At 68.9% G+C, this 11,337-nt stretch carries 14 protein-coding genes and 2 pseudogenes; 6 read left to right on the top strand and 10 right to left on the bottom strand.

Features of this window, described 5'->3' with window-relative positions:
• The coding region (locus GA0115234_RS41150; protein ID WP_141718555.1) for an IS3 family transposase at positions 1-428 on the top strand (428 nt) is incomplete at its 5' end.
• 28 nt (positions 429-456) lie between these two features.
• Here GA0115234_RS41150 and GA0115234_RS44095 read toward each other — a convergent pair.
• The 4 genes from GA0115234_RS44095 to GA0115234_RS41140 form a co-directional block, all read right to left on the bottom strand.
• Positions 457-630 (bottom strand): transposase, encoded by a 174-nt coding sequence (locus GA0115234_RS44095; protein WP_256088947.1) that lies wholly within the window; start codon positions 628-630, stop codon positions 457-459.
• Positions 631-686: 56 nt separating this feature from the next.
• A complete protein-coding gene (locus GA0115234_RS44090; RefSeq protein ID WP_256088948.1) occupies positions 687-782 on the bottom strand; it encodes a hypothetical protein in 96 nt (31 codons plus the stop codon).
• A 20-nt stretch (positions 783-802) separates the two neighbouring features.
• On the bottom strand, positions 803-1,084 hold the full coding sequence (locus GA0115234_RS44085; RefSeq protein WP_256088946.1) for a transposase: 282 nt from the start codon (positions 1,082-1,084) through the stop codon (positions 803-805).
• An 85-nt stretch (positions 1,085-1,169) separates the two neighbouring features.
• Complete coding sequence (locus GA0115234_RS41140) at positions 1,170-1,607, bottom strand: hypothetical protein (RefSeq protein WP_093552066.1); 438 nt, start codon at positions 1,605-1,607, stop codon at positions 1,170-1,172.
• A 200-nt stretch (positions 1,608-1,807) separates the two neighbouring features.
• Here GA0115234_RS41140 and GA0115234_RS41135 point away from each other — a divergent pair, with 200 nt between their 5' ends.
• Together GA0115234_RS41135 and GA0115234_RS41130 are read left to right on the top strand one after the other, a co-directional pair.
• Complete coding sequence (locus GA0115234_RS41135) at positions 1,808-2,080, top strand: DUF6112 family protein (RefSeq protein ID WP_093552064.1); 273 nt, start codon at positions 1,808-1,810, stop codon at positions 2,078-2,080.
• Positions 2,081-2,220: 140 nt separating this feature from the next.
• Positions 2,221-3,678: an NF041680 family putative transposase gene (locus tag GA0115234_RS41130; RefSeq protein WP_093552068.1), complete on the top strand. Its 1,458-nt coding sequence runs from the start codon at positions 2,221-2,223 to the stop codon at positions 3,676-3,678.
• Between the two features lie 184 nt (positions 3,679-3,862).
• Here GA0115234_RS41130 and GA0115234_RS41125 read toward each other — a convergent pair whose 3' ends face one another.
• Positions 3,863-4,555: a response regulator gene (locus tag GA0115234_RS41125; protein WP_093552062.1), complete on the bottom strand. Its 693-nt coding sequence runs from the start codon at positions 4,553-4,555 to the stop codon at positions 3,863-3,865.
• Positions 4,552-5,676, bottom strand: coding sequence for a sensor histidine kinase (locus GA0115234_RS41120; protein WP_093552060.1), 1,125 nt, complete (start codon positions 5,674-5,676; stop codon positions 4,552-4,554). Before GA0115234_RS41120 ends, GA0115234_RS41125 begins: the two co-directional genes overlap by 4 nt.
• Positions 5,677-5,844: 168 nt before the next feature.
• On the opposite strand from GA0115234_RS41120, the gene GA0115234_RS41115 reads away from it, so the two are divergent.
• Entirely contained in the window at positions 5,845-7,041 is a 1,197-nt protein-coding gene (locus GA0115234_RS41115; RefSeq protein ID WP_093552058.1) for an alpha/beta hydrolase family protein, read from the top strand.
• A 210-nt stretch (positions 7,042-7,251) separates the two neighbouring features.
• On the opposite strand, the gene GA0115234_RS44080 is transcribed toward GA0115234_RS41115, so the two are convergent.
• The 3 genes and pseudogenes from GA0115234_RS44080 to GA0115234_RS41105 form a co-directional block, all read right to left on the bottom strand.
• A complete protein-coding gene (locus GA0115234_RS44080) occupies positions 7,252-7,776 on the bottom strand; it encodes a transposase (protein WP_237542160.1) in 525 nt (174 codons plus the stop codon).
• A 280-nt stretch (positions 7,777-8,056) separates the two neighbouring features.
• Positions 8,057-8,254 (bottom strand): annotated as a pseudogene (locus GA0115234_RS44075) (helix-turn-helix domain-containing protein); the annotation flags it as partial.
• Between the two features lie 411 nt (positions 8,255-8,665).
• Positions 8,666-9,208, bottom strand: coding sequence for an SMI1/KNR4 family protein (locus tag GA0115234_RS41105; protein WP_093552056.1), 543 nt, complete (start codon positions 9,206-9,208; stop codon positions 8,666-8,668).
• Positions 9,209-9,448: 240 nt separating this feature from the next.
• Between GA0115234_RS41105 and GA0115234_RS41100 the strand changes: the two genes are divergently transcribed.
• On the top strand, positions 9,449-9,904 hold the full coding sequence (locus GA0115234_RS41100; RefSeq protein WP_093552054.1) for a hypothetical protein: 456 nt from the start codon (positions 9,449-9,451) through the stop codon (positions 9,902-9,904).
• Between the two features lie 612 nt (positions 9,905-10,516).
• Here GA0115234_RS41100 and GA0115234_RS42740 read toward each other — a convergent pair.
• Positions 10,517-10,675 carry a hypothetical protein gene (locus GA0115234_RS42740; RefSeq protein ID WP_161275762.1) on the bottom strand — a complete coding sequence of 53 codons (159 nt, stop codon included), beginning with the start codon at positions 10,673-10,675 and terminating at the stop codon, positions 10,517-10,519.
• A gap of 371 nt (positions 10,676-11,046) precedes the next feature.
• On the opposite strand from GA0115234_RS42740, the pseudogene GA0115234_RS41090 reads away from it, so the two are divergent.
• A pseudogene (locus GA0115234_RS41090) lies at positions 11,047-11,337 on the top strand (transposase); the annotation flags it as partial.

Here is an 11,337-nt window from a genome sequence, read left to right as displayed (position 1 = left end):
GCGCGGACGCCGATCTGGTCCTCACCTCGCTGGAGTATGCCCTGGCCAGCCGCGAAGTCGCCCCCGGTGAGCTCATTCACCACGCCGACCACGGCTGTCAATACACGTCCGTGAAGCTCACAACACGCCTGGTCAGGGCCGGTATCCAGGCGTCCATGGGCTCGGTCGGCGACTCGTTCGACAATGCCCTGGCGGAGAACCTGTGGATGGTCATCAAGACCGAGTGCGTCCGCGGCCGCGTCTTCGCCACCAGGGCCGAAGCGAACCTCGCGCTCTTCGAGTACATCGACGGCTTCTACAACCCCCGCCGCATCCAGAAACGGCTGGGCTACCTCAGCCCGATCGAGTTCGAGGAGAAGTACTACGCCGACCAGGCAGCGACCGAACAAGTGAACCTGAAACCACGTCAACCCGCTCTGACCAGCTAGTCAGCCACTCCCGCGCTGCGGGGGAACCTCACAGGCGGCGGAAGTTCCAGTCCTGCCCGTAGGCCTCGTCCGCGGTGACCCAGGCAGCCGGCAGACCGGCGGCCAGACAGCGGCGGACCATGTCCCGGGCCGGTTCGCCCTTGGTCGCGAAGCCCCGCTCGTCGGGGACCTTCGCCGCCCGGCAGCGTTCACGGTCGGACACCCAGGATTTGGGCAGGTAGAGCTCCCGGTCCACCAGTGCCCGGCTGAGCTGGTGGCCTAGGCGGCGAACACCCCGATCAGGCAGTTGTCGATCTTTCCCGAGGTGCCGGTGTACTGCCAGCCAACCCCGGCCGAGGTTGTGCCCTTCTTGATGAACCCGGTGTCATCGATGATCAGAACGCCGCCTGGCCCGAACGTTCAGCGACATAGTCACGGACGTCGTCACGCAGAGCGTCCGCGTCCCAGACACTGCTGTTCAACAATCGTTGGAAACCGTCCGGGGTGCGGTGGCCCGCCCATTCCGCGAGCTGCCAGCCGTTCCTACGTGTCGCCCGCCCCAGCAGGCCACGAACGTGGTCACGCATCCGCCACCGCAGATCCGCCCGCCCGAACCGGCCCGCCACCCGCGCGAACGCCGACTCCAACTCAACGGCCCAGCAATCAACTTCAGCCATCCCCTCCATACCAGGACAACGACAAGCACCAGCTCAGAACACGAACCGCTGCTTGAGTACTAGGGATCCGGCCAATGGATTCGGGTCAGGTCCGCTTGCGGCTCGCGATCTCGTCAGAGAGCTGCTGCACGTGGGCGGGGTCCGCGTCCCGGGCAAGGGCGACGTAGTGGTCCATGACGGCCGGCCGGTAGCGCACGGGCAATGTCTGTCCTGGGGCGAGCCGGGTGAGCTCGGTGATCGTGAGGTCTTCGTCTGCGATACCGCGGAACGAGATGCCGTCGGCGGTCTCCACGTCGAACATCAGGACCACGCGTGGATTGCCGTTGACCTCCCGCCAGTCGACGAGAACGCCGAGCGCAAGCACCCCTGTACGCAGTTCCGCATTGCGCTTCCGTGCATCACTGCTCAGGACCGGGTTCGGGGCGACGCCCGGGAAGTCGGGCCCGACGCCGAGCGATTCCCGACTCAGGTCGGGCCTGAGCTGCGCCATCAGATCGTTGAGCTTCTTCTTCGAACCGAACATCCTGACCCCTCCCTCACGCCGGTGCCGGAATCTCGGCCTGGCGCTTCGCCTTCACTGCGATTGTACGTCGCGGCCATTCCCGACCTCCGTCGCATCGCCCCGTCCCGATGGGGTCGCCGTCTGCGGTCGCGGACGGGCTCGGTCGGTGCACCTGTCTGTCGGACGAGCCATGTCCGCACGCCGACAGGAGGGACCAAGCCGTGATCGATATTGACGCCACCAGTAGCGGGCTTCCGGGGATCGCGCGGTTGCGCGACATCGTGGGCGCGGTGATGACCGTCGGCCTGTTCCTGAGCGTGCTCGCGCTCATCGTCTCGGCGATCGTCCGGGGTTTCGGAGCCAACAGCAGCAACCCTCATCTCGCGTCCCGTGGCAAGACCGGGGTGCTGGTCTCGTGCGGTGCCGCGATCCTGTGCGGAGCGGCGGTCACGCTGATCAACTTCTTCTGGACCGCCGGCCAGGCCGTGAACTAACTTGATCTTTAACCTCGGGGCCCGAACGAGTCCTCGCACTTGATCACTCGGACTGGTAACTGCCGTACGTGCAGGCGGCCTTCGGCTGAGCATGTGATCCGACCAAGGAACACACGACGCTCAGCACGAAGGCCGTGAAGATGAGTCTGTCGCATCATGTCGTCCCGCAGGATCCGTTTGTGGGACTGCCACGCTTCCGGGGTGAGTTCTACTCCTGTCTGACCCGGCGTGCGGATGCTCTGTTCGAGCTCGCGGACGCGGTGTTGTGCTCCGATGGGCCGGTCCGGTCGCTGGTGGAACTGTCACTGGTGGGCGAACACCGGCGTGGACACGGCGGGCTCTACGACGCCCTGTCTGCGGGCCGGGTCGACGTGGCCCGGCTGCGACGGGCCCTGGCGACAGTGCCGCTGCCACGGGCGTCGGACGGCCGGCTGGTCCTGGCCGCCGACCTGACCTGCTGGCTACGGCCCAGCGCGCACACCTCGCCGCAGCGGATCCTGTGCCACACCTACGGCCGGGGCAAGGACCAGCACATTCCCGTTCCCGGCTGGCCGTGCTCGGTGATCTGTGCACTGGAAACGGGCCGCAGTTCGTGGACCGCGCCACTGGATGCACTACGGCTGTCGCCGGGTGACGACGCCGCCACTGTCACCGCCAGGCAGATGCGCGAGCTCGTCGAACGGCTCATCACAGCCGGGCAGTGGAAGGACGGCGACCTGGAGATCCTGATCGTGGTGGATGCCGGCTACGACGTGCCCCGGCTGGCCTTCCTTCTGAAGGACCTGCCGGTGCAGGTGCTGGGCCGGATGCGCTCGGATCGAGTCCTGCGGCGTGCGGTCCCCTGCCGCGAGCCGGGTGTCCGGGGCCGCCCGCCCCGCCACGGCAGCGAGTTTGTCTTCGGTGACCCCGACACCTGGAACACTCCCGATGCCCAGACGGTGACCGAGACCCGCCTCTACGGTGCCGCCGTCGCACGGGCCTGGGACCGGCTCCATCCAAGACTGACCCATCGCTCGGCCTGGACGGCTCAGCTCGGCGCCCTGCCGGTCATCGAGGGCACCGTGATCCGCTTGCAGGTCGACCACCTGCCCAGCGGGGCAACACCGAAGCCGGTCTGGCTGTGGTGGTCAGGCACCGATGCCACGGAAACCGACGTCGACACGCTCTGGCAGGCATTCCTGCGGCGCTTCGACATCGAGCACACCTTCCGGCTGTTCAAGCAGACCCTGGGCTGGACCTGCCCGAAGATCCGCGCCCCTGAAGCCTCCGACCGCCGGACCTGGTTGATCCTCACGGTTTTCACCCAGCTCCGGCTCGCCCGCCCACTGGCGACGGACCTGCACCGACCATGGGAGAAGCCGAGTCCCGCGGACAGACTCGCCCCTGCCCGAGTTCGCCGCGATTTTCGGCACCTCCGGCCGAAGGCCACCTGCCCGGCCAGAGCACCGAAATCCTCTCGGCCAGGCCCAGGACGGCCACCCGGCCGCAGGAACAACCAACCCCCTGCACGCTATGACGTGCACACAGTCGGTAAACCAGGTCCCGCGAAACAACGGACGAAGAAGTCAACGAGCCCTCGTCCACGCCGCACAGGTTAAGATCAAGCTAGCGGTCAGCCTGCCCCCATCCACATACCTCGCACACCACCGGATACAGCCATCGCACCGAGCCCATCAGGGACTTCGGGAAAGCTCACCCTGACGAGCCGAAGTCAGTATCGCTCGCGGCGCTGAAGTATTCCTGCGTCCGGGTCCGCGGCATACGTCCATGGTGGCGGGGGGGTCAGTCGGTGGACGGGTGGTTGACGCTTGTGGCGGAGACGAGGCCTGTTTCATAGGCGATGACGACCAACTGGGCCCGGTCATGGGCATGGAGTTTGGCCAGCAGCCGCCTCACATGCGTCTTGACGGTTGCGATGCTCAGCCCGAGATGTTCGGCGATCACACGGTTGGGCAGGCCGCGGGCCACCAGGCGGAGCACTTCCCGCTCTCTTGGGGTCACACCCGACAATTCCTGGGCGAGTCGGGGGCGTGGCTCGTGGAGTCCGGCGAACTCGCGGATGAGACGGCGGGTGACCGTGGGCGCGAGCAGGGCGTCGCCGGAGGCGACTACCCGGAGTGCGGTCAGCAGATCGGCGGGGAGGATGTCCTTCAGGAGGAATCCACTGGCCCCGCCGCGGAGCGCCGCGTACACGTACTCGTCCAGATCGAATGTGGTCAGCACCAGCACGCGGGTGCCGGCGGCGTCCGGGTCCGCGCAGATGCGCCGGGTGGCCTCCAAGCCGTCCGTGCCCGGCATCCGGATGTCCATCAGCACGACGTCGGGCCGCAGTCGTAGCGTGAGGTCGACGGCCTGGTCACCATTGACGGCTTCGCCCGCCACGGTGAGGTCCGGCGCGCTCTCGATGAGCAGCCGGAAGCCCGTCCGCAACAGCGCCTGATCATCCGCGAGAAGGACCCGGACCGGCCGGTTCACCGCGCTGGCTCCGCTCCGCAGGACAGCCGCGCGTGCACCCGGAAGCCGCCCGAGCTCAGGTGGCCGGCGGAGAAGACCCCGCCGCACATGGCCGCCCGCTCCCGCATCCCGATGAGCCCGTGCCCGCCGCCGGTCCGGCGTCCGGGGGGCCGGGGCGGCGCGTCGTTGACGATCTCGATCTCGATGGCTTCGGGGCCCGACCGGGACAGGGTCACCCGGCAGTCCGCCGATCCCGCGTGCTTGACCACATTGGTGAGGGCTTCCTGAACGATCCGGTAGACCGTCAGTTCCACACCCGGGGGGAGCGGCGGATCAGGGTCGACGGACAGTTCCACTCGCGGGCCCGCGTCGCCCGCGAGCGCGGCCAGGTCCGCCAGACCGGGAGAGATTCCCAACTCGGCGCCGTCCCAGGGGGTTCGCAGGACGCCGAGCATGCGTCGCATCTCGGTGAGCGCTGTCCGCCCCGCGGCCCCGACCAGTGCGAGGGTCCGTTCGGCCTCCTGCGGGCTGGCGGAGGTTACCGCGCGGGCTATCTCCGCCCGTACCGTGATGACGGTCAGATGGTGGGCCACCACGTCGTGGAGTTCCCGGGCGATCCGCAGGCGCTCGTCCGCCACGGCCTGCCGGGCGGAGAATTCCGCGTGCGACCGCTGCTCTCTCAGCGCGGTGCCGACCAGCCACGGCAGGGTCATCAGCAGCGACGCGAAGGCGACGCCGGACGCGACCTCGGACGCCGGGACCGGTCGTGGCAACAGGATCATGGCCGCCGCGACGGCGCCCAGGGAGCAGCCGAGTGCTGTCGCGGACCGGTGCTGCGGTTCCTGCGCCGCCACCGTGTACAGGGCGACCCCGATGGGGATCCATGATTCCTCCCAGCCGGTGAACGCCATGGCACAGACCGCTCCGGCCAGGACCGTGTACAGCACCGGGACGGGCCACCGGCGCCGCACCGCGACCGGCAGCCAGACGACCGCTGCCACGGCCGCCGCGTCCCAGCCGCCCCGCGTCTCGCTCGCGCCGAACGCCAGGCCGAGAAGCACGGCCGCGACGGTGTCCACGCCGTGCCACTGCCCCTTCCGTAGACGTCCGACCACCAGCTGCCGTGACTCCCCATAGTCCATGACAGTCACGCTACCCATGCCGGGATCCGGAGCCGCTCAGCCCGCAGGACGTCATCTCAGGGGCTGAGTCATCCGCGCGGCTGATGCCCGTCGTACCCTCCTGGGCTGACACCGGTTTCCTGCCCGGGGACGAAGCCGCCGGGTCCATCGGCCGGAACAGTGGAGTGCATGAACCGGAGAACACTTCTGACCTCGTGCGCCGGGCTCGTCACCGCCGCCACGATCCCGGGCCCGCTCGCTTCGGCGGCCGTCGCGCGACCACAGCGGGAGGAACCCGTGCGGTTCCAACTGCCCGCCCCGAGCGGCCCCTACCCGCTGGGCACAGTCGCGTTCCACCTGGTCGACACCACACGGCCGGATCCCTGGGTGCCCTCCCGTCCCCGCCGCGAGTTGATGATCAGCATCTGGTACCCCGCCCGCGGCGGGTCGGCCCCCTACCCCACCGTTCCCTGGATGCCGCCGGCGGCGGCCGACCGGTACCTGAGCTTCCTCGGCCTTCCTCCCGGCCGGGTGCGGCTGGGGTGCACCCATGCGCACGAGGGCACTCCCGTCGGCGGTCCGCCGGGCCCCCTGCCCGTCGTGCTCTATTCTCCCGGCGCGAACGCGTCACGCTCCTTCGGCACCGGCATCGTGGAAGACCTCGCCAGCCACGGCTATCTGGTGGTCACCGTCGACCACACCTACGACGCGGCGGTGGTCGAGTTCCCCGGCGGCCGGGTCGAAATGAACCCGGCGGGCGGGATCAGCGACTACGCCAAGGCGCTCCCCGTCCGCACCGCCGATATCCGGTTCGTCCTCGACCGGGTCGCCGTGCTCCGGTCGGGCGGACACCCCGGTGTCTGCCGCACCCCGCTGCCCACGGGCCTGCCCGGAGCGCTCGACCTGCGACGCGTCGGGATGCTCGGCCACTCTTTGGGCGGAGCCACCACCGCTGCCACGATGCTCGCCGACGGGCGGATCGCGGCGGGAGCAAGCCTGGACGGAGGCGCGGCGGGCCCCGTGGCGGACGCCGGGCTCGACCGCCCGTTCCTGGTCGTGGACACCCCGGGGAAGGGCGGCATGGAGAACAATCCTGCCCTGCGCGCGTTCTGGTCGCACCTGCGCGGCTGGCGGCTCTGTCTCACCGTGCAGGGAGCCGCGCACCAGGCGTTCGGCGACGACGCCCTGATCCTCCCGCTGGTCGCCCCTCTCCTGGGCATGTCCCCGCACGACCTGGAAGGAGAAGTCGGGACAATTCCCCGGCACCGGGCGCAGGCATTCCAACGCGCCTACCCGCGCGCCTTCTTCGACCTCCACCTCCGCGACCGGGGGCGACTGCTCGACGGTCCCTCCCTCGACTTCCCGGAAGTCGGCTACACCCGGTGAAAGGCGGAAGACCGCACCGGCGGCAACCGCGCCGGGCCCGGCGTGGCTTGAGAAGCCGTTGCAGTATCGATCTCGGTGAGCGTGAGTTCGAGGTCGTCGACTCGGTCGGGTGATCTTCTGGCTGGCCGGGCACGAGAGCGGGGCCTCCTGCACAGCTCGTGGGTGTCGAATCCAACTAAGTGGTCGGCTCCGGAAGTCCTCGGGGGTTGATCAGGCTGCCAGGGCGGCGGAGGATTCTTCTTGTCGGTCGGCGGCTGTGTGTCGGTCGAGCCGGGCCAGTAGATCGTCCAGGTCGGTGGTGGTGAACTTCCACTGGAACGGCTGTGCTGTGGCGTTGTAGCGGTCTCCGAATGCTCGGAGCCGGTCCCGGACCCGGGTCAGGTCCGTGAAGTCGTTGGGTTGGACGACCTTGCGTTGGACGATGGAGAAGAAGATCTCGATCTGGTTCGGCCAGGAGGCGTGGACGGGGGTGTGGACCATGACCGCGTTCGGAAACGCTGTGGTCAGGCGGTCGATGGCCTTCTGCCCCCGGTGGGAGGAGCCGTTGTCGACGATCCAGAGGACGCGTCTGGCGCTCGCGTAGGGCTCCGTGGTCATGACCTGGGTGACCAGGTTCATGAAGGGGATGATGCCGGTCTTCGGCTCGCAGCGGCCGATGACCTTGGCTCGGTGGACGTCGTAGGCGGCCAGGTAGGCGAGAGCGCCGCCGCGCTGGTACTCGTGGTTGACGCGCATCGCTCGTGCCTGGCCCGGGGGGCAGGGTGGGTTGGCAGCGGCAGCGGGCCTGGATGGAGGTCTTCTCGTCACTGGGGATGACGTACTCGTCCTCGCCCAGCGGTTCGCCGTCGAAGGTACGGGCGTACAGGTCCAGCACGCGGGTGGCCTTGGCCTGGAAGTCCGGGTCGCGGATGAAGATCCAGGACCGGTACTGCCAGGGCTTGATCGCGTCGGCCTTGAGCCAGCGGCGCACCGTGGAGGCCGACATGGCCGCGGCGATGGCCCTGGCGACCACCTCGCGGGCCAGTTCCGGACACGACCAGCATGACAGCGGGGTGCCGGTCTCGGCGGGTAACTGGCAGGCCAGTGCCTTGACTTCGGCGACCTGCAGCGGCGTGAACGAGGGCGGCCGGCCCGAGCGCTCGCGGTCGGCGAGGGCAGGCAGGCCGCCGGCGGCGAACCGGCCCCGCCAGGTACGCACCGTGTCCACGTGCATCCGCGTCTGCGCGGCTATCCGGGTGTTGGAACGCCCCGAGCCGCCAGCAGCACGATGGTTGCCCGCTACCGGGCCTGATACGGGGTCTTGTGACCATATGCCATCTTCTTCAGCCGGCGGCGCTCGGATGCGGTCAGGAGGACGGGCACGGCAGGGGCCACGAGCACGGGAAGGGCAGCCGATCCTACGGGGGACGGTGGGGGAACAGGCGGTAACCCCCGTTCGACCGCCAGACGAACTGATCGGTACGACCACTGCTTCCATGAGGCTCCGCCAGTGGGCCATCGATCAGCGACACCAGGGGCGCGCGGAGCTGCGCGAGTCCGGAAGGCGCCGGCCCGTGGCCTCCCGCATAGCTCAGCCCCCGCGCCCCCTGGGTTACCCGGGTACCTACCTGGGCAGGCCTCGTCCTCAGCCCTTCAGCATCACCAGCGGCAGGCCGCTGTCGCTCCACGCGCCACCCGTCTCGTCGACCTGGTAGCGGTCGGCCTCCAGGTCTGTGGCGAAGTCCTCCAGGAACTCCCGCAGACCGGCGGTCTCGTACCGGGCTCGCCAGCCCTCGTGCGACCAGTCGATGACCTGGCCACAGCGCTCCGGGGTGGGCGGATCCAGATCGATGCAGATCACGTCACCATTGCTGATCCCGATGAAGGGGATCCACCCGGCGGACCAGGAGATGTCCCGGCGGATCACGCCGTCCTCCTCCCGCTCGTCCCAAGGCGGGTCTCCGGCGTCAACGGCCCGCTGGCGCCAGTCGTCCACCATCTCGCCGAGCGAGTAGAGCGCGGCGTGCCAACCGATCAGGACTCCCGGCAGACCGTCGTGGCAGCGGTAGGAGCCCCTGACATCCTCCGGAAGCTCCACCCCCACGACGGCCTCCACCGCCTCGATCTCCTCCTCGGTGGCACCGGGCGGCATCGCTGCCAGCACCCTCGGGGCGATCCGCCCGAGCACGGTCTCGATCCGCGCCCATGTCTGCTGCGCCGGGAATCCCCTCCGTCGTGACGAGGACCGGAACTTAGCACCGGCCACTGACGATCGTCCGGGCAGCCGTCTCCTCCGCGTCGGTCATGTCCGGCGGATACCGGCGCACCCGCTCGGGTGATCGGTCGTGTCCTCGTACAGGTGAGGGGTCCGGTCGCATTGTGCTGTACTAATGCCCACCCGACCCGACACGCCCTTGGAGGTTCCCCTGTGGGCCGGCTTTACGTTCGCCGCGGCGTCGACCCTGACGAACCGGACGTGCCCGTCGCCGTCCTCGTAGTCGATCCCGAAGGCACGCCCGGGGAGCGTGCCGTGGTCCGGCTCGGCGACTACTGCCACGAGGTGAACGGGTGGGCCTGCCTGTTGCAGACCGACGGTTGGGCCGAGCACGCACGCGACGGCGGCTGGCTGGTGGTCGATGTCGCCGTCTATCCGGCCGCGTTGCGCGCGGTCGGCGTGGACCCCGCCGACTTCTCTGGTCGGTCGGCCGTCGACCCGGAGGCCGTGGTGGTCCTGCGCGCGCAGACAGCGGCCAGCCCGGAGCCGTCCGTACGACTGTCCGAGGGGACCGCCGTCTTTACCGCGGGCCCGGACGTTCCACTGGACGAGCTGCTCGCGACCTATGCCGACTGGCCGATGGTGCTCGCGCCCCCGCCCGAGGTATAGCCCGACCACGTGATCCCTTCGACAGGACCCCGGTCTCACCCTGTTCGCGCCAGGCCCAGTTCAAGATGACAAAGCCAGACGGCGCTCGGAGGTGGTCAGCACGACTTGCACGGCGGGGGTGACGAGCACGGGATGGAACGGCCGGTCCTCTGGAGACATCGGACAACGGGGCCGACACCCATCCCCCTATCCTGCGACAGCACTCCAACGCCCCGCTCACCACCCTGAGCGGGCGCGGTGAGTGTGGCCAAGCTGTCTGTGCCGTGGGTCGGTTGTCAGAAGCAACGGGCTTGCAGGTCCGCGGCGGAGTACCGCTTACTGATCTTGCGCCCGGAGTCGTCGCGCAGGAAGAAGCACCACTACTGATCCCTGAAGTGCCAGACCCTGTCCCGGACGCTGCCGCAGTGGGGCGTGCGGTTACGGTCATTGACCACCACCTGCGCTCGTTGGCCGCCGTGGAAGGCGGCCGCGGGTATCTCGGCGCCGCCGGGACTCAGCACGGCTGCGCGACCCAGGTCGCCGGGCTTGGTTGTCAGGTTGATGAACGTGTGGTCGACGAACCGCTGGGCATCGGGATGCCGCTCGCCATCTGGTGTGCTGAGGCCAGTCTCCTCAGCCCGCCTGGCGGCGGCGCAGTGCTGAGCACACGGCCAGATACCCCACGTCGGCGATGAGGAGCAGCACGGCGATGGCGAGCAGGTACTGCATACCCGCGACGGCGGCGCCGATGAGCACGATCGCGAAGGCGAGGAGGACCAAGAAGAGCATCATGGTGTCTTCCTTCTTTGGTCGGTGGTTACGGCCGCTGACGACGGGCACGACTGTGCATGGAGCAGGCGTGCGTTGTCCATCGGTGCGGAGCACATGAAACCAGCGTGCGGCGGAGTACTGGCTACGGTGTCGGGGCGGCACATCTGGCAGGCCAGGGCGGCGTCCTCGGCTATCAGTCTGAGCGTCTGATCGCGAGTGGTAGCTCGTTCAGCCGGCATCGGGGCGGGTAGGCACTGCGCTTTCGCCCTCAGCTGTCAGGGTTGCCCCAAGGCCGCATCATCGCCGTCACGGTATGCCGCCCCGCACCGCTCTGGGCGCCTGGGCCGACGTCGATCTTCACCAGGCGCCAGGGCGGGACGCATAGTTGGCGCTGGGCGACGGCGTGGGGCCCGGAGAGATTGCCCAGCGCCTGCCGGTCGAATTCCCCGATGATGAGGACATGCGGATCAGCCACGAGGCGATCCATCAGGCGCTCTACGTCGAAGGGCGTGGTGCGCTCAAGCGTGAGTTGGTGACCTGTCTGCGCACCGGACGCGCCCTGCGGGTGCCCAGGGCACGCAACCGGCAGAAGGCACGGGCCCATGTCACCGACGGGGCACTCATCAGTGAGCTTCCCGTCGAAGCGGAAGACCGCGCCGTTCCCGGACACTGGGAGGGCGATC

Origin of the sequence: Streptomyces sp. DvalAA-43 (assembly GCF_900091725.1) — a bacterium.
Taxonomy (GTDB): Bacteria; Actinomycetota; Actinomycetes; order Streptomycetales; family Streptomycetaceae; genus Streptomyces; species Streptomyces pulveraceus.
Note: the sequence above shows the minus strand (reverse complement) of the source record. Positions and strands in the feature narration are given on the sequence as shown.

Coding starts and splice junctions, on each gene's coding strand:
- GA0115234_RS44085 (WP_256088946.1), bottom strand. CDS start 1,084: ATGGCTGAAGTTGATTGCTGGGCCGTTGAGTTGGAGTCGGCGTTCGCG.
- GA0115234_RS41120 (WP_093552060.1), bottom strand. CDS start 5,676: ATGGACTATGGGGAGTCACGGCAGCTGGTGGTCGGACGTCTACGGAAG.
- GA0115234_RS42740 (WP_161275762.1), bottom strand. CDS start 10,675: ATGATGCTCTTCTTGGTCCTCCTCGCCTTCGCGATCGTGCTCATCGGC.
- GA0115234_RS41140 (WP_093552066.1), bottom strand. CDS start 1,607: ATGTTCGGTTCGAAGAAGAAGCTCAACGATCTGATGGCGCAGCTCAGG.
- GA0115234_RS41130 (WP_093552068.1), top strand. CDS start 2,221: ATGAGTCTGTCGCATCATGTCGTCCCGCAGGATCCGTTTGTGGGACTG.
- GA0115234_RS41115 (WP_093552058.1), top strand. CDS start 5,845: ATGAACCGGAGAACACTTCTGACCTCGTGCGCCGGGCTCGTCACCGCC.
- GA0115234_RS44080 (WP_237542160.1), bottom strand. CDS start 7,776: ATGCGCGTCAACCACGAGTACCAGCGCGGCGGCGCTCTCGCCTACCTG.